This window comes from Micromonospora thermarum, from assembly GCF_012034245.1.
GTDB classification, from domain to species: domain Bacteria; phylum Actinomycetota; class Actinomycetes; order Mycobacteriales; family Micromonosporaceae; genus Micromonospora; species Micromonospora thermarum.
This window is the reverse complement of sequence record NZ_JAATEO010000008.1, coordinates 47,956-67,811: the sequence shown is the minus strand read 5'-3', so window position 1 is coordinate 67,811 and position 19,856 is coordinate 47,956. Positions and strand designations below refer to the sequence as shown.

The following is a 19,856-nucleotide window of genomic DNA, read 5'->3' as shown; positions in this document are numbered from 1 at the left end:
AGAGGCACAGCCATGCACACGCCACCCGGGGCGCCCGCCGCCCTGCCCGCGCGACGCCGGACACGACTGGCGTTGGCGCTGCTCACCGCCGTCACCACCACCGCGGTGGCCGGCCTGACCGTCACCGCGAACGCCGCCGTCCCGCCGCCTCCGTCGGGCTGGAGTCTGGTCTGGAGCGACGACTTCACGGGCGCGGCCGGCACCCTGCCGTCCTCGGCCAACTGGATCATCGACACCGGCACCAGCTACCCCGGCGGCCCGCCCAACTGGGGCACCGGGGAGATCCAGACGTACACCAACAGCACCGCGAACGTCAGCCACGACGGTTCCGGAAACCTGCGCATCACGCCGTTGCGCAACGCGTCCGGCCAGTGGACGTCGGCCCGGATCGAGACCGTCCGCAGCAACTTCAAGCCGCCGTCCGGTGGCGTGCTGGCGATCGAGGGCCGGATCCAGATGCCGAACGTGACCGGCGCCGAGGCGCTCGGCTACTGGCCGGCGTTCTGGGCCCTCGGGTCGCCGTACCGGGGCAACTACCAGAACTGGCCTGGCATCGGCGAGTTCGACGTCATGGAGAACGTCAACGGGATCAACTCCGTCTGGGGAGTCCTGCACTGCGGCGTCGCGCCCGGCGGACCGTGCAACGAGTTCAACGGGCTCGGCGCCTCCCGGGCCTGCCCGGGCAGCACCTGCCAGTCGGCGTTCCACACCTACCGGTTCGAGTGGGACACGTCCGTCAGTCCCCAGCAACTGCGCTGGTACGTCGACGGGCAGGTCTACCACACCGTCACCCAGGGCCAGGTCGGCGAGCCGTACTGGACCCAGATGACGTCGCACGCCGGCTACTTCCTGCTGCTCAACGTGGCGATGGGCGGGGGCTTCCCGAACGGGGTGGCCGGCTTCACCACGCCGACCGCCTCGACCGTCCCCGGTCGGCCGATGGTGGTCGACTACGTCGCCGTCTACAGCCGGGGCGGCGGCATCACCCCGCCGCCGACCACCCCGCCCCCGACGACTCCGCCGCCGGGTGGTGTCCGCGACGCGTACGCGACGATCGAGGCCGAGTCGTTCAACGCCCAGAACGGCGTGGGCACCGAGGCGTGCTCCGAGGGCGGGCAGAACATCGGTTGGCTGCGCAACGGCGACTGGGCGCGCTACGACAACGTCGAGTTCGGCGCCACGCCGCCGCGGGACTTCGTCGCCCGGGTCGCCTCCGGTGCGGGCGGCGGCGTGAGCGGTCTGGTCGAGGTCCGCCTCGACAGCCCGACCAGCCCGCCGATCGGCAGCTTCGCCCTCGCCAACACCGGTGGCTGGCAGAGCTGGCGCTCGGTGCCCGGCAACGTCGCCGGCCCCACCGGCCGCCGGACGGTCTACCTGACCTTCACCAGCGGCCAGCCCAACGACTTCGTCAACGTCAACTGGTTCACCTTCCGCCGCTGACGGCGCTCGGGCAAGGGCCCCTCGCGCAACGCCAGGCGTTGCGCGAGGGGCCCTTGCCGAACACCTCTGGACAGGAACAGTTAACAGTCTTAATAATATGCGCCAACGTAGACGTCCGTGGATGCCTGTTCGGGTGTGGAGGGTCGCATGAAGCGTTCCAGATCCCTAGTCCTGTCCCTGGTCACCATGCTGACCGCAGCGCTCGGCGCCGCCTGGGTGGCGATGCCGGCCTACGCCGCCGGCCCGACCGCCACCTTCGTGAAGACGTCCGACTGGGGCAGCGGGTGGGAGGGGAAGTACACGATCACCAACGGGGGGACCACCACGATCAACGGCTGGAGCCTCACCTTCGACCTGCCCGCCGGCACGTCGGTCGGCACCTACTGGGACGCGCTGCTCACCTCGTCCGGCCAGCGGTACACGTTCACCAACCGGTCGTGGAACGGTACGGTCGCGCCGGGCGCCTCGGTCTCCTTCGGCTTCCTCGGCAGCGGACCCGGCTCGCCCGCCAACTGCCAGTTGAACGGGGCGGCGTGCGGCGGCGGCACGACCCCCACCACGCCTCCGCCCACCACCGCGCCCCCCACCACGCCGCCCCCCACGACCCCGCCCCCGCCCACGAGCCCACCGCCGGTCACCGGTCTGCCGAAGCACATCCTCACCGGCTACTGGCACAACTTCGACAACCCGGCGGTCGAGCTGCGCCTGCGGGACGTCCCCGCCGAGTACGACGTGGTCGCGGTCGCCTTCGCCGAGGCGACGGCCACCCCCGGCGCGGTCACCTTCGCGGTCGACCCCGGCCTCTCCGCCGCGCTGGGCGGCTACACCGACGCGGACTTCTCGGCCGACGTCCGGATCCTGAAGAGCCGGGGCAAGAAGGTCATCATCTCGGTCGGCGGTGAGACCGGGCGCGTCGCCGTCAACGACGCGGCCTCCGCGGTCGCCTTCAGCGACTCGGTGTACGCGCTGATCCAGCGGTACGGCTTCGACGGCGTGGACATCGACCTGGAGAACGGCCTGAACCCGACGTACATGGCGCAGGCCCTGCGGTCGCTGCGCGCCAAGGTCGGCTCCGGGCTCATCATCGCGATGGCGCCGCAGACCATCGACATGCAGAACCCGACCACCAGCTACTTCAAGCTGGCGCTGGACATCAAGGACATCCTCACCGTCGTGAACACCCAGTTCTACAACTCCGGCTCGATGCTCGGCTGCGACAACAACGCCGCGTACAGCCAGGGCACGGTGAACTTCATCGTCGCGCTGGCCTGCATCCAGTTGGAGGCGGGCTTGCGGCCCGACCAGGTCGGGCTGGGATTGCCGGCCGGTCCCGGGGCGGCCGGCGGCGGCATCGTCGCGCCCAGCGTGGTCAACGCGGCCCTGGACTGCCTGACCCGGGGCACCAACTGCGGCAGCTTCCGCCCGCCGCGCACCTACCCCGGCCTGCGGGGCGCGATGACCTGGTCGGTGAACTGGGACGTGAGCAACGGCAACAACTTCGCCCGCACCGTCGGCCCGCACCTCGACACCCTGCCCTGACCCGGGCGTGAGCGCCGGGCCGCGTACCCCGCCGGGGTGCGCGGCCCGGTCAGCGCCCGGCGCGGACCGACTCGCGGTCGCGCCGGGCCCGCCGCCGGCGGACCTTCTTCACCGCCCAGCTGACGATCATGACCGCGAAGATCGCGAAGATCGCGTAGTTGAACCAGCTGCTGTACCGGTCGACGTCCTCCCAGCGCGTGCCGAGCGTGTACCCCAGGCCGACGATCAGCCCGTTCCAGACACCGCTGCCCAGCGTGGTGAACGCGACGAACTCGCCCAGGGGCATCCGGTTCGCCCCCGCCGGGATGGAGACCAGGCTGCGGACCACCGGCACCAGGCGGCCGAACAGCACCGCCCAGCGGCCGTGCCGCTCGAACCAGCGGTCCGCCCGCTCCAGGTCGCCGAGGTCCACCAGGGGCAGTCGGTCCAGCCACCGCTTCAGCCGGTCCTCGCCGAGACCCGCGCCGAGCCAGTAGAGCGCGAGGGCGCCGACCAACGACCCCACGGTGGCCGCGAGAACGATCAGGACGACGTTGAAACGCCCCTCGCCGGCCAGGTACTCGGCCATCGCGAGGACGATCTCGCTGGGGATCGGCGGGATGATGCTTTCCAGCGCGACCAGCAGGGCCACCCCGACCGCGCCCAGCGCGTCGATGACAGCGGCCACCCAGCCGGTCAATCCTCCGAACTGCTCCGGGGGGACGTCCTGGGCGAGTGCCATCGCGATCCTTCCGCTGCCGGCCGGGGGATCGGAAGGAGGTACCCGGCGTGCCACCACTTACACCCGGGCGTGTCGCGCCGTCCTCACGTTTGCCGGCCGGCGCCGTCGGAGACATACCTGAGGCATGGGTGACCGCTGGTACTCCGAGGCCGTCGTCTACTGCCTCGACATCGACACGTACGCGGATTCCGACGGCGACGGCGTCGGCGACATCCGGGGGCTGATCGGCCGGCTCGACTACCTGGCCCGGCTGGGCGTGACCTGCCTGTGGCTGCACCCGATCCACCCGTCACCCAACAAGGACGACGGGTACGACGCCACCGACTTCTACAACGTGGACCCACGCTTCGGCACGCTCGGCGACTTCGCCGAGCTGCTGCACCAGGCGCAGAACCGGGGCATCCGGGTGATCATCGACCTGGTCGTCAACCACACCTCGGACCAGCACCCGTGGTTCGTCTCCGCGCGCTCCTCCCCGGACTCGCCCTACCGGGACTGGTACGTGTGGTCCGACGAGGAGCCGGAGGACCGCCACCAGGGCATGGTGTTCCCCGGGGAGCAGCACGAGACGTGGACCTACGACCGGACCGCGAAGGGCTGGTACTACCACCGGTTCTACAAGTTCCAGCCGGACCTGAACATGGCCAACCCGGCTGTGCGGGCCGAGGTCAAGAAGATCATGTCCTTCTGGCTCCAGCTCGGCGTCTCCGGTTTCCGGATGGACGCGGCGCCGTTCATCATCGAGCTGACCGAGCCGGGCAACCCGAACTCGCCCAAGGACTTCGAGTTCCTCACCGAGTTGCGCCAGCACGTGCAGTGGCGCCGGGGCGACGCCGTCCTGCTCGCCGAGGCCAATGTGGAGCCCGACCAGTTGCCGACGTTCTTCGGTGACAGCGGCGGGTCGGCGAACCGGCTGCACATGCTCTTCGACTTCATGCTGAACGGGCGCCTCATGCTCGCCCTCGCCCGGCAGGACCCGGAGCCGGTGATCGAGGCGCTGCGCGACACCCCGGCGCTGCCGGAGGGCGGGCAGTGGGCGACGTTCCTGCGCAACCACGACGAGATCGACCTGTCCCGGCTCACCGCGGAGCAGCGCAACGAGGTGTACGCCCAGTTCGGCCCCGACGAGGACATGCGGATCTACGATCGGGGCATCCGCCGCCGGCTGGCCCCGATGCTGGGCAACGACCGGCGGCGTCTCGAACTGGCGTACTCGCTCCAGTTCTCGCTGCGCGGCACGCCGGTGCTGCGGTACGGCGAGGAGATCGGCATGGGTGAGGACCTGTCCCTGCCCGGCCGGCAGGCCATCCGTACGCCGATGCAGTGGAGGTACCAGCCCAACGCGGGCTTCTCGACGGCGGACCCGGAGAAGCTCGTCCGGCCGGTGATCGACAAGGGTGAGTTCTCCTATGAGAAGGTCAACGTCACCGCCCAGCGGGCCGACCGCACCTCGCTGCTGGCGTGGTTCGAGCGCATGATCCGTACGCTCCGCGAGGCCCCCGAGATCGGCTCCGGCTCGACCACGCACATCGACGTACCGACGCCGCCGGGGGTGCTGGCGCACCGGGCCGACGGGTCGACCGGGACGATGGTCTTCCTGCACAACCTCGGCACCGGGGACGCCGTGGTCGACCTGAGCCACCTGGAGCCGGAGGCCGACCTGCCGATCGACGTGCTGGGCGACCGCAGCTACGCGCCGGTCGGCAAGCTGGACCGCCTCCAGCTGGCCGGCTACGGCTACCGCTGGATCCGCCTGCGCCGGGGCCGCGGGTTCTGACGCCCCTCGGCGAGGAGCCCGGAATCGGCGGCGCTCCGCCGGCCCCGCCGCGGGTTAGGGTGGCGCATCCAGTGAGGTTACCGGGAGGTAGGCATGTCGGAGGAGCAGCGGGTCGCCATCGTGACCGGTGCGGCGCGGGGCATCGGGGCGGCCACCGCCAAGCGCCTGGCGGCCGACGGGCTGGCCGTGGCCGTGGTGGACATCGAGGAGTCCGCGACCAAGGAGACCGTCGACGCGATCGCCGCCGCCGGTGGCCGGGCGCTCGGTGTCGGTGCGGACGTGTCCGACCGCCCCCAGGTGGAGGCGGCCGTCGAGCGGGTCGCCGCCGAGCTGGGCGCACCCACCGTCCTGGTCAACAACGCCGGCGTGCTCCGGGACAACCTGCTGTTCAAGATGACCGACGCCGACTGGGACACGGTGATGGGCGTGCACCTGCGCGGCGCGTTCCTGTTCAGCCAGGCCGCCCAGAAGCACATGGTCGAGCGGAAGTGGGGCCGGATCGTCAACCTCTCCAGCACCTCCGCGCTCGGCAACCGTGGCCAGGCGAACTACTCCGCCGCCATGGCGGGCCTCCAGGGCTTCACCAAAACCCTCGCCATCGAGCTGGGCCCGTTCGGGGTGACGGTCAACGCGGTCGCCCCCGGCTTCATCGTCACCGACATGACCGCGGCGACCGCCGCCCGCATGAAGGTCGACTTCGAGGCGCTGCAGAAGCACGCCGAGGCGGAGATCCCGGTCCGCCGGGTGGGCCGCCCCGAGGACGTGGCGCACACGATCTCGTTCCTGGCCAGCGAGGGCGCGTCCTTCGTGTCCGGTCAGGTCATCTACGTCGCGGGCGGCCCGAAGGACTGACCGCTCCCGCTGTCCGCCCCCGCGCCCCGGGCGCGGGGGCATAAGCGGGTCAGGCCGGAGCGTGGCGGGTGCGCCAGAGCCAGAGCAGGCCGAGCACCGGCAGGACCAGCGGGATGTAGCCGTACCCGCTGCCGAAGCCGGACCAGACGGTCTCGTCCGGGAACAGGTCCGGCCGGGCCAGGCTGAACGCCCCGACACCGACCACACCGGCCAGTTCCACGCTGCAGCAGGCCAGCGCTACCCGCCGGCCGGCGGCACCGGCGCGGGCCAGACCCACCGCCGCCACGATGTAGATCGCCGCGGCGAGCGCGGAGAGCAGGTACGCGACCGGCGCCTCGTCGAACTTGGTGGCGATCTGGAGGCCGGCGCGGCTGGTCGCGGCGATCGCGAACAACAGGTAGACGGCGATCAGCAGCCGGCCCGGGCCGGCGTTGGTCCGCGTGCGCTCCGCGGCCGGCGCCTCAGCCACCGAGCACCGCCCAGGTCTGCTGGAGCCGGACCACCACCACCGGGGCGACCAGGCAGACCGCGCAGACGATCGCCGAGCCCCAGCGGGTCGGCTCCATCCGGGCCAGCACCCAGGCCAGCGGCGGCAGGCACACCAGCGTCACCAGGTAGCCCGCGAAGGCGCCCGGCTCGCCCGGCCGCTCGCCCCCGGCGAGGGCGACCAGTGCCACCACGGCCATCACCAGCAGGACCGCCTCCAGCGCGGCCAGGCCGGTGAACTGCACCCGGTCGGGAGCGCGGTGCCGCAGCGTGGCCACCAGGGCCCACGCCGCGACGAGCAGGGACAGCACGATGGCGGCGACGGCGAGCAGCCCGTCCACCGGCGATCCGGCCGGTGCGGCGCTGGTCATCGGGCCCACCGGGAGCGCGGTTCGGTCACCGCCACACTCTACTAATCCGCGTAGTAGCGATGTCGTACGGGCGCGGGTCGCCGGCGAGGGAGATGTGGGAGAGCCTGTCGAGCTGCCCCATCTGTGCGACCGCTGAGGGGCGCCCGCAGGGTGGTCTCATGAACGGGGCAGCTCGACAGCCGGCCGAGCAGCTTCCCGTTACCTCCCCCGACTGCCCGCGCCGGTATCCGGTCCACTCTCCGCCTTGCCGGATCGCCGCGTGGGCCTCGGCGCGACTCGCGCCGGGACTTCTCCACAGGCCCTAGCATGATCGAGGGGCCGCGAGGTGCTGCGGCGGGACGACGGCTTGGGGGTTCTCGTGGTGGTGCGGTTCGGCTTGTTCGGCACCGGGCACTGGGCGGCGGAGACGCACGGCGCGGGGCTGAAGGCACATCCCCGGACCACGCTCGTCGGCGTCTGGGGGCGGGACCCGGCCAAGGCCGCCGCGCTCGCGCAGCGGTACGGCGTGCCCGCGTTCGACGACGTCGACGCGCTCATCGACGCGTCCGACGCCGTCGCGGTCGCCCTTCCGCCCGACGTGCAGGCGGACATCGCGGTCCGCGCGGCCACCGCCGGGCGGCACCTGCTGCTGGACAAGCCGCTCACGCTGAGCGTCGCCGACGCCGACCGGGTGGTCACCGCGGCGCAGTCGTCCGGCGTCGCCTCCCTGATCTTCTTCACCCAGCGGTACCACCCGAACGTCACCACGTTCCTCGCCGCCACCGCCGCCGAGGAGGGCTGGCAGCACTGCACCGCCACCTTCTTCGCCTCGATCTACCAGCCCGGCAACCCGTACGGGGGCTCCGCGTGGCGGCGCCAGCACGGCGCCCTCTGGGACGTCGGCCCGCACGCGCTGTCCATCATCCTGCCGGTGCTGGGCCGGGTGACCCGGGTGGCCGCCATGGACGGCCCGAGTGGGCTCGTGCACCTGCTGCTCACCCACGACGGCGGTGCCACCAGCAGCGTCTCGCTCACCCTGGACGCGCCGGGCGAGGCGGTCACGCGGGATCTGCGCTTCTACGGCGTCAGCGGCATCGAGACCGCCCCGCTCGGCAAGGGGACGGTGGCCGACGCGTACGGGACGGCGATCGACCAACTGCTGGAGGAGATCGACTCGGGCACCCGCGACCACCGCTGCGACGTGCGCTTCGGCCGCGAGGTGGTCGCCGTCCTCGAAGCGGCCGAGACCGCCCGCCGCGAAGCCCGCACAGTCGACGTCCCCGCCTGACCCACCCGCCCCACCCGACCAGCCCCCCGTAAGCGTCGATCAAGAGGTTTCCGGCGGTCGCGCCGGCGTGTCGCGGCCCAAACCTCTTGATCACCGCAAGCACCGCGTCCCCGTCCCGGCCGAGCACCGGGTGGGCCGCCGCGACCGGTGCACCCGGGCCACCGCCCGAGGTGACCGGCCCCGTGCGTCGAGACCGTCCCGCGCCGTCGCCCCCAGGGCCGTCCGTGTCCCGATCACCCGGACCGGCGCCCTCAGGGCCTGTGCCGATGTCACCGCCCGGCCGCGCCGGGACTTCGGCACAGACGCCCCGGACCGCCTGTCCGCCACGTCGCCAAGGCGACAGACAGGACGACGACCCGTGGCGCCCCGCCGTACCAGAGCAACCGAACGCGACCGGTCCCGTCGCGTACTCTCCCAGAACTTCCTCGCCGACCCGGCCGCGATCGCCCGGCTGGTCCGGGCGGCCCGCCCCGACCCGGACGGCCTGCTGCTGGAGGTGCGCGCCGGACGCGGCCAGCTGACCCGTCCGCTCGCCGCCCGCTGCCGGCACCTGGCCGCGTACGAGGTGGACCCGACGGCCGGTGCCGAGCTGGCCCGGGTCAGGGCCGCCCTGCCGAACGTGACGCACCGGCAGGCGGACTTCCTGGCCGCCGCGCCGCCCGGCAGCCGTTCGAGGTGGTCGGCAACATCCCGTGGTCGCTGACCGCCGCCGTGGTGCGGTGGTGCCTGACCGCCCCCGCCCTGCGCGCCGCGACCCTGCCCACCCAGCTCGAGTACGCCCGCCGGCGCCGGTGCCCCGGGTCGACGCCGGCATCCTGCGGATCGAGCGCCGCGGCGAGCCGTTGCTGCCGGCGGCGGAGCTGCCCGCGTACCGCCGGATGGTGGAGCTGGGCTTCGACGGCGCCGGCGGCTCGCTCGCGGCGTCGTTGGGTCGGCACCACCCGCGCGCCCGCCCGGCGGCGGCTCTGCGCGCCACCCGCCTGGACCCGGCCACGCCGGTCGGGCACGTCTTGCCCGAGCAGTGGCTGGTCCTGTTCCGCCTGCTGCGCCGGTGAGGCCGACGGCTACGCCAGCGTGTTCAACGCCTCCGCCAGCTCGGCGGGGGAGTCGAAGTCCTCCGCCGGCAGCGCCCGCAGCATCTGGAGCATCTCCGTGCTCACCCCGTTCTCCTGGCCCCACCGGACGAGGTCCGCACGGGAGACCGGGTAGTCGAGCCCGGCCAGGTACTCCTGCAACTGCACCCCGGTGACGGTCATGGCGCCGCCTACCCGCTCCGCGCGCCGACACACCGGTTTGCCCGCCGACGCGCCGGGTAGCCGCTCGCCATGCTGGTTCAGCGGCTCGGCGCGCCGAGCGACTTCGACCCGTTACTGGAGCGAGTCCGGGACGCCCGGATCGTGATGATCGGGGAGGCGACGCACGGCACCTACGACTACTACCGGCTGCGGGAACAGCTCACCCGGCGCCTGATCGCCGAGTGCGGCTTCTCGTTCGTGGCGGTGGAGGGGGACTGGCCGGACTGCGACCGCTTCAGCAGGGCGGTCACCGCCGCCCCGGGCGGCGCCACCGAGCCGCAGGCCGCCCTGGAACGGTTCGAGCGGTGGCCCACGTGGATGTGGGCGAACGCCGAGGTGGCGCGCTTCGGCCGCTGGCTGCGCGCGTGGAACGTGGAGCGGCCCGAGTCGGCGCGGGCCGGCTTCCACGGCCTGGACGTCTACAGCCTGTGGGAGTCGATGCAGGCGATCTTCGACTACCTGGGCGAGGAGGACCCGGCGTCGCTGGAGGCCGCGCAGGACGCGTACCGCTGCTTCGAGCCGTACGGCAAGCGGGTCGAGGAGTACGGCATGGCCAGCCGGTTCGTCTCGGCGCGGTGCGAGGACGAGGTGGTGCGGCTGCTGGCGCGTACCCGGGAACACGCCGCGGCGGACGGCGCGGACGCCTTCTCGGCCTGGCAGAACGCGGAGGTCGTCGCCGGCGCGGAGCGGTACTACCGGGCGATGGTCGCGGGCGGGCCGGAGTCGTGGAACGTCCGGGACATCCACATGGCCGACACCCTCGACCGGCTGCTCGACCACTACGGCCCCGGGTCGCGCGGGATCGTCTGGGCGCACAACACCCACGTCGGCGACGCGCGGGCGACCGACATGGCCGCCGACGGCATGCTCAACATCGGCCAGCTGGGCCGGGAGCGGCACGGCCGGGACGCGGTCGTGCTGGTCGGGTTCGGCAGCTACCGGGGCACGGTGATCGCCGCGCCGCGCTGGGGCTCGCCGGCGGAGGCGATGGTCGTGCCGCCGGCCCGCGAGGGATCGGTCGAGCGGCGGCTGCACGAGCTGATGCCCGAGCGGGCGGTGCTGGTGTTCGGCGGGGACGACCAGCCGGGCTGGGTCACCGACGCCCTCGACCACCGGGCGATCGGCGTGGTGTACGACCCGTCGTTCGAGTCGTGGGGCAACTACGTGCCGACCCGGCTGGGAGCGCGGTACGACGCGTTCATCTGGTGCGACGAGACGACGGCCCTGCACCCGCTCCCCGCGCTGTCGGCCCCCGGCGAGATGGAGACGTACCCGGCGGGCGTCTGAGTGTCAGGACGGGCCCCCTGCTCCCGGAGCAGGGGGCCCGTCCCCGCACCTCAGACGCGAGTGCTCTCCTTCTCCCGCAGGTGGTTGCGCAGGCCCTCGCCCTCGACGTCGACGTTGGGCAGGGCCCGGTCGAGCCAGCGCGGAAGCCACCAGGCCTTGTCGCCGAGCAGCGACATGACCGCCGGCACGATCGTCATCCGGACCACGAACGCGTCGATGGCGACACCGACCGCGAGCGCGAAGCCCATCGACTTGATGACCGGGTCGTCCATGAAGACGAAGCCGCCGAAGACCGCGATCATGATGAGCGCGGCGGCGGTGACCACCCGGGCGCCGTGCCCCATGCCGTTGATGGTGGCCTGCCGGGCGGTGTCACCGTGGACGAAGTCCTCCCGCATCCGGGAGACCAGGAAGACCTCGTAGTCCATGGCGAGGCCGAACAGGATGCCGATGAGCAGGACCGGCAGGAAGCTGATCAGCGGGCCGGGCGTGTCCAGGCCGACCAGGTCGGCGAGGCGACCCTGCTGGAACACCGCCACGGTGAGCCCGAACGTCGCGGCGACGGTGAGCAGGAAGCCCAGCGCGGCCTTGACCGGCAGCAGCAGCGAGCGGAACACCAGCATCAGCAGCAGCACCGACAGCCCGACCACGAGCAGCAGGTAGACCGGCAGCGCGTCGGAGAGCTTCTCGGAGACGTCGATGCCGATCGCCGTCACGCCGGTGAGCAGCACGTCGGCGCCCTGGATGCCGTCGACGGCGCCCCGGATGTCGTCCACCAGGGTCTCGGTGGCCGGGTCGGTGGGCCCGGTCTTCGGGACCACACCCAGCAGCGCGGTATGGCCGTCGGGGCTGAACTGCGGCGGTGCCACCGCGAGCACGTTCTCGGTGCGCTGGACCAGCGCGGTGACCTGCGGTACGGCCGCCGCCGTGGTCTGCTGGTCGTCGCCGGCGACGACGACCGCCAGTCGCCCGGTGAAGCCCGGCCCGAAGCCCTCGCTGATCAGGTCGTTGGAGACCCGGGCCGGCGATCCCGCCGGCGCGGTGCCGGGGTCGGGGAGGGCCAGCCGCATGTCGGGCGTGGGCAGCGCGAGCACGCCGAGCCCGACCAGGCCGACCAGGATGACGGGCAGCCGGAACCGGGTCACCAGGCGGGCCCACCGGAACCCGAAGGCGGACCGGTCCTCGGTGGTGGTGCCGTCCGCGTCGGTGGCCTCGGTGGTGGCGTCCGTGTCGGTCACCGTGGTGGCGGCGCGGAGCTTGCGGGGCAGCACCCGCCGGCCGGCGAAGCCGAGCAGCGCCGGCTGGAGCGTGAGAGCGACCAGCACGGCGACGGTGACGGTGCCGGCGGCGGCGAGACCCATGACCGTGAGGAACGGGATGTTCACCACCGCCAGGCCGGCCAGCGCGATCACCACGGTGGCGCCGGCGAAGAGAACGGCCGAGCCGGCGGTGCCGACCGCCCGGCCGACCGCCTCGTCCCGGGGCAGCCCGTCGAGCAGGTTCTGCCGGTAGCGGGAGGTGATGAAGAGCGAGTAGTCGATGCCGACCGCCAGGCCGAGCATCAGGGCGAGGAGCGGCGCGGTGCTGGTGAGCTCCACGACGTCGCTGAGCGCGTACAGGCTGGCCATGCCGACGCCCACGCCGATCAGCGCGTTGAGCATGGTCATCCCCGCGGCCACCAGCGACCCGAACGTGACCACCAGGACGATCGCCGCGATGGCCACGCCGAGGGCCTCGGTCGAGCCGACCTCCGGCTCGGTGTTGAGCACCTCACCGCCGGGGGCCACCTGCCAGCCCTGGGCCTCGGCCGCCGCGCCGACCTTCTCGTACGCCTCCCGCTGCGCGTCGGTCACCGTGTCGGCGCCCTCGGCGAACTGGACCTGGATCAGCGCGTACCGGCCGTCGGGGGAGAGGGCCCGCACCGTGAAGGGATCCACGGCGCCGACCACGCCGGGCAACGTCGCGGCCTCCTGGGTCAGCTCCTTGACCACCGCCTGGCCCTGCGGCGTGCCGAGCTGACCGGGCGCCGGTGCCTTGACGGCGATGGTGCCGGTCGCGCCGCTGGCCGCCGGGAACTGCTCGGCGAGCAGGTCCTGGGCGCGCTGCGACTCGGTGCCGGGCATCGTGAAGTTGCTCGCCGTCGGGCCGCGCAGGGTCGCGGCGGCGAGGCCGAGGCCGACGAGTACGACGAGCCAGATCGCGGCGACGAGTCGCCGCCGGCGCATCGAGCCCCGGCCGAGCCGGTAGAGCAGGGTCGCCATGGGTTCGGTGTCCTCCGTCGTGGATGGATGGGTCAGCCGGCGGGTTCGAGCGCCCGCCGGACCAGCGCCAGCAGCGCCGGGCGAAGCTCCTCGTCGGGCACGTCGACGAACTCCCCGCACGTCTCGGCGATGCCGGCGAGCACCACCAGCGCGGCGATCCGCGCCGACGGGCGGTCGGAGTGTCCGGCGAACGCGCCGATGAGCCGTTCGGAGATGGCCTGGATGTGTGCGAAGGCGGGTTGCTGGAGCAGTTCCGGGAACTCGCCGCGCAGCAGCGCGATCTCCCGCCGGAACCGGACCGCCAGGTCGACGAAGCCCTCCGCCGCGACCCGCTGCGCGTCGGCCGGCCCGCCGGCGGCGACGATCCGGCCGTCCAGGGCGTGCAGGACCGTGATCGCCGGGGCCATCAGCGCGGTGAGGATGGCCTCCTTGTTGGCGAAGTGGTAGAGCACCGCCGCCTTGGAACAGCCCACGTCGCGGGCGATGTCCTGCAACGACGTGCCCCGGTAGCCGGTCGTCGCGAAGCGCCGTGCCGCGGCCGCGAGGATCTCGTCCCGCGTCTCCGGTACCACCCGTGCCATGCCGGTCCCACCTCCCCGACCAGCATGCCTGACCGATCGGTCAGGTGCTGACCGATCGGTCAGACCGATTCGATGGCGTTCGCCACACGGCCGTGCTCCCGGTCGTACGCGGCCCGGGCGGCGGCGATGGCAACGCGGTGCCGGTCCGCCCACTCGGTGAGGGCGACCAGCGACTCGTACAGCTCCAGGGCGATCGGGGTGGCGGTGTACTCGACCTTCGGCGGGACGGTCGGATAGACCGTCCGCCGCAGCAGGCCGTCCCGTTCCAGGTTGCGCAGGGTCAGCGTGAGCATGCGGCGGCTGATGCCCTCGACGCAGCGTTCCAACTCGGTGAAGCGGACCGGGCCACGAGACGCCGCGACCAGGATGCCGATGCTCCACTTGCCGCCCACGCGGTCGAGCACCTCGCGGACCGTGCAGGCCTTCGCCTGGCCGGGTGAGAAGGGGCCGACCGTGCTGTCGCAGCCGGTCATGGGCACATCGCTGTTCCCCTGGGACATGAAAGTGCCTCCTTACGCTCGGCCTCATGGTCACAGAGGATGGTCTCGGTAACAAACCATGCACCTAGGAGGGGCTCTCCCATGCCGACCCGTACCGCACCGTCCCGCCGGCTGGCGCTGCTGGTGTTGTGCACCGCCAGCCTCATGGTCATTCTCGACGGCAGCGTCGTCGCGGTCGCGCTCCCGGCGATCCAGCGGGACCTCGGCTTCTCCGCCGCCGGGCTGGCCTGGGTGGTCAACGCCTACCTCGTCGCCTTCGGCGGGCTGCTCCTGCTCGCCGGGCGCCTCGGTGACCTGCTCGGGCGCCGGCGCGTGTTCCTGGCCGGCGTCGCCCTGTTCACCGTGGCGTCGCTGCTGTGCGCCGTGGCGGCCACGCCGGCCGTCCTGGTCTCCGCCCGCTTCCTCCAGGGTGCCGGCGGGGCGTCGGCCACCGCGGTCAGCCTCGGCATGATCGTCCGGCTCTACCCCGAGCCCGCCGGCCGGACCCGGGCCATCGCCGTCTTCAGCTTCACCGGGGCAGCCGGCGCGTCGATCGGCATGCTGGCCGGCGGGGTGCTCACCGGGATCGCCGGCTGGCCGGCCATCTTCCTGGTCAACGTGCCGATCGGGCTGGCGGTGCTGCTCGCCGCCCTCCGCGTGGTCGCTCCTGACCGGGGCGCCGGCCTGCGCGCCGGCCTGGACGTCCCCGGCGCGGCGCTGGCGACGTCCGGGCTGATGGTGACCGTGCTGGCCATCGTCGGTGTCGGCGAGCACGGCTGGGCCTCCGTACGCACGGCCGGCGCCGCCCTGCTCGCCACCGTGCTGCTCGCCGCGTTCGTCCGTCGGCAGCGCGTCGCCGCGACCCCGCTGCTGCCGCCCCGGGTGCTGCGCACCCCGGACCTGGTCGCCGCCAACGTCGTGCAGTTCCTCGCGGTCGCCGCCCTCTTCGGGTTCCAGTTCCTGCTCGCGCTGGCGCTCCAACTGCTGCTCGGCCTCGACGCGACCGGCGCCGGGCTCGCGTTCCTGCCCACTCCGGTGGTGATCGCGGTGGTCTCCCTCGGTCTCGCCGGCCGGCTGGCCGCGCGGTACGGCGCCCGGCCGGTGCTGGTCACCGGGCTCGGCCCCGCCGTGGTCGGCTTCCTGCTCCTCGCCCGGCTCCCGGCCGACGGCAGCTACCCGGTCGACGTGCTGCCGGCCGTGCTGGTGTTCGGCGTCGCCGGTGGGCTGATCCTGCCGGCCGTCACCACCCTGGCGATGGCGGGCGCCGACCCGGCTGACGCCGGCCTGGCGTCCGGACTGGTCAACACGACCCAGCAGGTCGGCGGCGCGCTCGGGCTGGCCGTGCTCGCCACCCTGGCCGCGAGCCGCACCGACGCGGTCCGCGAGGCGGGCGAGGCCGCGACCGGCGCCCTCGCCGCCGGGTACCGGGCCGCCTTCGCCGTGGCCGCCGCCCTGGTCGCCGCCGCCCTGCTGGTGGCCCTGGTCACGCTGGGCCGGCGGCGGCCGGTGCCCGCCCCGGCCGCCGCCGGCGTCCCGGCCGAGCCCGTGCGCTGTGTGGCGTGACGGGCTGCTCGCCGCCGTCCGGGCCGGCCGGGACCGTTCGCCGTGTCCGGTTGACCGCCGGCGCGGCGGCCGGCAGGGTGATCGGATGGCAGGGGCCGAGGAGACCCGGGACGGGGTCGCGCTGACCAACCTGGACCAGCCGCTGTTCGACGGTGCCGGTGCGACCAAGCGGGACCTGGTCGACTACCTCGACACGGTGAGCGAGCGGATCGTGCCCCACCTGCGGGACCGGCCGCTGTCGGTGGTCCGGGTGCGCCCCGGTCAACCGCCGTTCATGCAGAAGAACCTGCCGAAGTACACGCCGGACTGGGTCCGCCGCACCGGCGTGTGGGCCGAGGCCTCGCACCGGGAGGTCTCGTACGCCCTCTGCGACGACCGGCGCACCCTGCTCTGGTTCGCCAACCAGCGCGCGGTGGAGTACCACCCGACCCTCGCCACGGTCGCCGACCTGCACCGCCCGACGCATCTCGTGCTCGACCTCGATCCGCCGGAGGGCGCGCCGTTCGACGTGGCGGTGGCCGCCGCCCTGCTGGTCCGCCGCGCGCTCGCCGACGCGGGTCTGTCGGGCGCGGTGAAGACCAGCGGGGCGAAGGGGGTGCACGTGTTCGTCCCGGTCGCGGGCGACGCCACGGCCGAGGACATGGCCGCCGCCACCCGGGCGCTCGCCGCCCGCGCCGCCCGCCTCAACCCGGACCTCGCGACGACCGCCTTCATCCGGGAGGACCGGGGCGGGAAGGTCTTCATCGACTCCACCCGGGCGGGCGGCGCGACGGTGGTCGCCGCCTACAGTCCCCGGCTGCGGCCCGGCGTGCCGGTCTCGTTCCCGGTCTCCTGGGACGACCTGCCGTCGGTCACGCCGGCCGACTTCACCATCGGGACCGCGCCCGCGCTGCTGGCCGGGCGGGACCCGTGGGCGGACGCGATGCCCGCGCCGCAGAAGCTCCCGGACGACCTCGTCGCCGAGGGCCACACGATCCCCGTCGCCCGCGTCCAGGCCATGCACGAGGGGAAGCGCCGGGCCCGCGCCCGCCGCGCCGCCGACTGAGGTACGCGGACAGCCTCGTCCGGCCACCGTACGGTCCCCGGACATGAAAAAACCCGGGCGGGTGGCCCGGGCTTCTCGGTCTGTCTGGTGCCCCCGGCAGGATTCGAACCTGCGCCCCCGCCTCCGGAGGGCGGTGCTCTATCCCCTGAGCTACGGGGGCTCAGCGACTGGAGAAGACTAGCAAACTCCACCCGCGATCGCCGAATCGGTATCCGGAGATCGACTCCGTGTCGCCGGGTCTCTCCCTCCCGGGCCCCCACTCGTGTCGATCAAGAGGTTTCGGCCAGGGGGAGCGCTTTTCCGATGCCAAAACCTCTTGATCAACCGCCTCGGCGCGTGGGGGCGGACGCATTCACACGTCCCATTTGCGCTGCGTCAACCCGCGCAACGGTCCGAGTCGGATTTCAGTGCGTCGGTTGAAGCAGAGCAAAGGGCGAGCGCCGCGTACTCGCGGTGGGCTCAGGCGGCGACGGCCCGGCCGCAGCTCGGCAGCGGGTGCAGCACGATCCGGCGGGGCAGTCGGCGGGGCCACTCGTTGCGGGGCCAGGAGCCGTCCACGATCAGGTGCACGGTGCGCTGCTCATCGCCGCTCAGCCGGAGCACGAAGTCCCGCGGCAGCGGCGGGTCCACCGACGGCGTGGTGATCATGAAGCGGACGCGGCCACGGGACGAGACGGCGGAGACCACGTCGGCGGCCGGCATGGTGCCCCGCAGCCGCACCCGCCCGAGCCAGTACACCTCGGCGAGGTGCTCCTGGGCGGCCCGGGTGATGGCGGGGTACTCGGTGCGTACCCACCGCTCGACGGCGCCCACACAGAGCCCGCAGGCGCGCTCGCGGGGTTCCCGCGGACCCAACCCCCAGGCCCGCAGGTACGCCCCGACCGCCCCCGCGTCCAGCGGCAGCTCGAACCGGCTCTGGATGAGGGTGTGCAGGCTCTGTCGCGTCCAGAGCTCCTCGTCCAGGCCAAACGCGTCGGGGTAGCTGCCCCGCAGCGTGTCGATCAGTTCGAGTTCCTGTTCGCGGCTGAGCATTCCCGGCTCGCCCTGCCGCTGTCCGCGACGGACGGCCGCCACCGCCCCGTCACCGCCGATGGTGTGGCGCCGGCACCAGCTGGTGACCGAACGCCGCGCGTCTCTCAGTGCAACCCCCACGTCCTGCGCAACGAGCCCGAATCGCAACTGGTCACGATATGTGTGGAGAAACTTCTCTTAGTGATGGATTCGGTCGGACGCCCCACATCGCCCGAAACAGACAACTCGGACTGAGTCGAGCTCGGGAACCGCACAGCGAAAGGCCCGCACCGCCGACCGGCGGTGCGGGCCTTTCTCGGACGCCGCGAGCGGACTCAGCCCTGGATGCGCTTGAGGGCGTTCTGGAGGTTGGTCAGCTCGGTCTGCTGGGTGTTCTTCATGGTCTGCGCGGCCTGGACCACGTCCGGCTCGTCGCTCGCGTCGAGCAGGGCGTCCACCATGTGGATGCCACCGATGTGGTGCTTGATCATTAGGTCCAGGAAGAGGACGTCCAGCTCCTTGCCCTGGGCCTCGCGCAGCTGCGCCATCTGCTCCGAGGTGGCCATGCCGGGCATCAGCCCGTCGCGGACCATCCTGGTGCCGTCCGGCATCCACGCCATCCGGGGCTGGGAACCGGTCGGGTCCAGCTCCCAGGAGCGCAGCCAGGTCTGCATGGCGCCGATGTCGCCCTGCTGGGCGAGGGCGATGTCGCCGCCGATCGTCCGGACCTCCTGGTCCGTGCCGCGCTGGAACGCGATCAGCCCCATCTCCACCGCCTGGGCGTGGTGGGTGGTCATGTCCCGCGCGAAGCCCGCCTCCACCGAGGCGTCCCCGGGTTGGGTGAGGCGGGGGGTGAGCAGGCCCCCCGCGTACCCGAGCAGGAGACCGACCACGACGGCGAGCGCCACCGCGAGGGTGCCGAACCGGCGGGCGGACACCTGGTCACCGTCGTCGGTGGCCGTGGTCTCGCCGCTGTCGCTGTCGAGGCTCGTGGGCGCGGTCATGGCAGTCCTTACTGCTGCTGCAACTGGCGGGGAGTGGTGCCGGTGGCGGTGACGCCCTGGTTGCAGAGGGCGGTCGGGCCCTCGATCGAGGCGTTCACCTTCAGGGTCTTGATGAACTCGTCGATGCGGCCGTCGTCGGCGTTGTCGACCTTGAGCTGGTAGCCCCACGCCTGCAGCGAGATCGGCTTGTCGAGGCCCTCGTACGGGCTCATGAACAGCTTCTCGTTGCCGCGCACCTTCCCGGCGAGCTTCTCGACCTGGTCGGCCGGCAGGTTCGGCTGGTAGGTGACCCAGACCGCGCCGTGCTCCAGGCTGTGCACCGCGTGCTCGTTGGCGATCGGTGCGTCGTAGACGTCACCCATGCAGTTCTGCCAGGCGTCGTTGTGCGGGCCGGCGACCGGGGGGAGGACCGAGTACTGGATCGAGCCCTGCTGGTGGTTGCCGCCCTTGACCAGCTCCGGGTCCTTCTCGCGGAAGTTGACCATGCCGTCGATCGCGTTCGCCCGGTCTTCCCACGGCTTCGAGCCCTGGAAGGTTGCCCAGGCGCCGTACCCGATGATGGCGACGGCGAGCAGGCCGACGGCGGTGAACAGTGCGATCGGACCCCAGCTGCGACCCTGGCTCACCTTGACCGGTGCGATCGGCTTGCGTGGGCCCTTGCCCCCGCCACCCGCGCGCGAAGTGCCCGGCTTGCCGGACCCGGGCTTGCCGGACCCCGCCTTGCCGGCGGCCGGCTTCTTGCCGGTGCTGACCACGGTCGGACGGCGCTCCGGGCCGCCCGGGGTGCTGATGCTCATCGTGCCTCGTCAGGTCGGTCGGTCAGGGGATCTGGCGGGCCGGGTTCACATGCTGGGTCGCCGCCGCGGGGACCGAGTCT

At 72.8% G+C, this 19,856-nt stretch carries 17 protein-coding genes, 1 tRNA gene and 2 pseudogenes; 9 read left to right on the top strand and 11 right to left on the bottom strand.

The genetic code is table 11. The features are described from left to right. The first annotated feature begins 12 nt into the window (after positions 1–12). On the top strand, positions 13–1,440 hold the full coding sequence (locus HCJ94_RS09520; protein WP_168000609.1) for a carbohydrate-binding protein: 1,428 nt from the start codon (positions 13–15) through the stop codon (positions 1,438–1,440). Between the two features lie 147 nt (positions 1,441–1,587). After that, positions 1,588–2,979, top strand: a complete 1,392-nt coding sequence (locus HCJ94_RS09515; RefSeq protein ID WP_168000608.1) for a chitinase — start codon at positions 1,588–1,590, stop codon at positions 2,977–2,979. A gap of 49 nt (positions 2,980–3,028) precedes the next feature. Here the strand turns inward: HCJ94_RS09515 and HCJ94_RS09510 are convergent, their stop codons facing one another. Beyond that, positions 3,029–3,700, bottom strand: coding sequence for a DedA family protein (locus HCJ94_RS09510; RefSeq protein ID WP_168000607.1), 672 nt, complete (start codon positions 3,698–3,700; stop codon positions 3,029–3,031). Positions 3,701–3,824: 124 nt separating this feature from the next. Here HCJ94_RS09510 and HCJ94_RS09505 point away from each other — a divergent pair, with 124 nt between their 5' ends. Both HCJ94_RS09505 and fabG read left to right on the top strand, forming a co-directional pair. Continuing rightward, complete coding sequence (locus HCJ94_RS09505; protein ID WP_168000606.1) at positions 3,825–5,477, top strand: alpha-amylase family protein; 1,653 nt, start codon at positions 3,825–3,827, stop codon at positions 5,475–5,477. Positions 5,478–5,570: 93 nt separating this feature from the next. Next, positions 5,571–6,329, top strand: coding sequence for a 3-oxoacyl-ACP reductase FabG (gene fabG / locus HCJ94_RS09500; protein WP_168000605.1), 759 nt, complete (start codon positions 5,571–5,573; stop codon positions 6,327–6,329). Here fabG and HCJ94_RS09495 read toward each other — a convergent pair. Both HCJ94_RS09495 and HCJ94_RS09490 read right to left on the bottom strand, forming a co-directional pair. After that, positions 6,302–6,798, bottom strand: a pseudogene (locus tag HCJ94_RS09495) (hypothetical protein). The gene fabG and the pseudogene HCJ94_RS09495 overlap by 28 nt on opposite strands. Next, complete coding sequence (locus tag HCJ94_RS09490) at positions 6,791–7,186, bottom strand: hypothetical protein (protein ID WP_168000603.1); 396 nt, start codon at positions 7,184–7,186, stop codon at positions 6,791–6,793. The pseudogene HCJ94_RS09495 and the gene HCJ94_RS09490 overlap by 8 nt, the downstream one beginning before the upstream one ends. A gap of 361 nt (positions 7,187–7,547) precedes the next feature. On the opposite strand from HCJ94_RS09490, the gene HCJ94_RS09485 reads away from it, so the two are divergent. Both HCJ94_RS09485 and HCJ94_RS09480 read left to right on the top strand, forming a co-directional pair. Beyond that, a complete protein-coding gene (locus tag HCJ94_RS09485) occupies positions 7,548–8,453 on the top strand; it encodes a Gfo/Idh/MocA family protein (protein WP_168000726.1) in 906 nt (301 codons plus the stop codon). A 358-nt stretch (positions 8,454–8,811) separates the two neighbouring features. Continuing rightward, positions 8,812–9,508 (top strand): annotated as a pseudogene (locus tag HCJ94_RS09480) (ribosomal RNA small subunit methyltransferase A). 9 nt (positions 9,509–9,517) lie between these two features. Here HCJ94_RS09480 and HCJ94_RS09475 read toward each other — a convergent pair. Then, positions 9,518–9,709 carry a DUF2795 domain-containing protein gene (locus HCJ94_RS09475; protein ID WP_168000602.1) on the bottom strand — a complete coding sequence of 64 codons (192 nt, stop codon included), beginning with the start codon at positions 9,707–9,709 and terminating at the stop codon, positions 9,518–9,520. Positions 9,710–9,778: 69 nt separating this feature from the next. On the opposite strand from HCJ94_RS09475, the gene HCJ94_RS09470 reads away from it, so the two are divergent. Continuing rightward, positions 9,779–11,035, top strand: coding sequence for an erythromycin esterase family protein (locus HCJ94_RS09470; RefSeq protein WP_168000601.1), 1,257 nt, complete (start codon positions 9,779–9,781; stop codon positions 11,033–11,035). A 50-nt stretch (positions 11,036–11,085) separates the two neighbouring features. Here the strand turns inward: HCJ94_RS09470 and HCJ94_RS09465 are convergent, their stop codons facing one another. From HCJ94_RS09465 to HCJ94_RS09455, 3 genes are read right to left on the bottom strand one after another with little or no spacing between them, the layout of a single operon-like run. Next, positions 11,086–13,296: an MMPL family transporter gene (locus tag HCJ94_RS09465; protein ID WP_168000600.1), complete on the bottom strand. Its 2,211-nt coding sequence runs from the start codon at positions 13,294–13,296 to the stop codon at positions 11,086–11,088. A gap of 32 nt (positions 13,297–13,328) precedes the next feature. Beyond that, positions 13,329–13,877: a TetR/AcrR family transcriptional regulator gene (locus tag HCJ94_RS09460; protein WP_168000599.1), complete on the bottom strand. Its 549-nt coding sequence runs from the start codon at positions 13,875–13,877 to the stop codon at positions 13,329–13,331. A gap of 59 nt (positions 13,878–13,936) precedes the next feature. Next, positions 13,937–14,377, bottom strand: coding sequence for a winged helix-turn-helix transcriptional regulator (locus HCJ94_RS09455; RefSeq protein WP_373684227.1), 441 nt, complete (start codon positions 14,375–14,377; stop codon positions 13,937–13,939). 81 nt (positions 14,378–14,458) lie between these two features. Between HCJ94_RS09455 and HCJ94_RS09450 the strand changes: the two genes are divergently transcribed. Beyond that, complete coding sequence (locus tag HCJ94_RS09450; protein ID WP_168000598.1) at positions 14,459–15,919, top strand: MFS transporter; 1,461 nt, start codon at positions 14,459–14,461, stop codon at positions 15,917–15,919. Positions 15,920–16,004: 85 nt separating this feature from the next. Then, complete coding sequence (gene ligD / locus HCJ94_RS09445; RefSeq protein ID WP_168000597.1) at positions 16,005–16,964, top strand: non-homologous end-joining DNA ligase; 960 nt, start codon at positions 16,005–16,007, stop codon at positions 16,962–16,964. An 85-nt stretch (positions 16,965–17,049) separates the two neighbouring features. Here the strand turns inward: ligD and HCJ94_RS09440 are convergent. The 4 genes from HCJ94_RS09440 to HCJ94_RS09425 form a co-directional block, all read right to left on the bottom strand. Then, a tRNA-Arg gene (locus tag HCJ94_RS09440) sits at positions 17,050–17,124 on the bottom strand. A gap of 299 nt (positions 17,125–17,423) precedes the next feature. Continuing rightward, positions 17,424–18,116 carry a winged helix-turn-helix domain-containing protein gene (locus tag HCJ94_RS09435; protein ID WP_168000724.1) on the bottom strand — a complete coding sequence of 231 codons (693 nt, stop codon included), beginning with the start codon at positions 18,114–18,116 and terminating at the stop codon, positions 17,424–17,426. Between the two features lie 194 nt (positions 18,117–18,310). After that, positions 18,311–18,979: a DUF305 domain-containing protein gene (locus tag HCJ94_RS09430; protein WP_168000596.1), complete on the bottom strand. Its 669-nt coding sequence runs from the start codon at positions 18,977–18,979 to the stop codon at positions 18,311–18,313. An 8-nt stretch (positions 18,980–18,987) separates the two neighbouring features. Next, positions 18,988–19,776, bottom strand: coding sequence for a thioredoxin-like domain-containing protein (locus tag HCJ94_RS09425; RefSeq protein ID WP_168000595.1), 789 nt, complete (start codon positions 19,774–19,776; stop codon positions 18,988–18,990). Positions 19,777–19,856 lie beyond the last annotated feature (80 nt).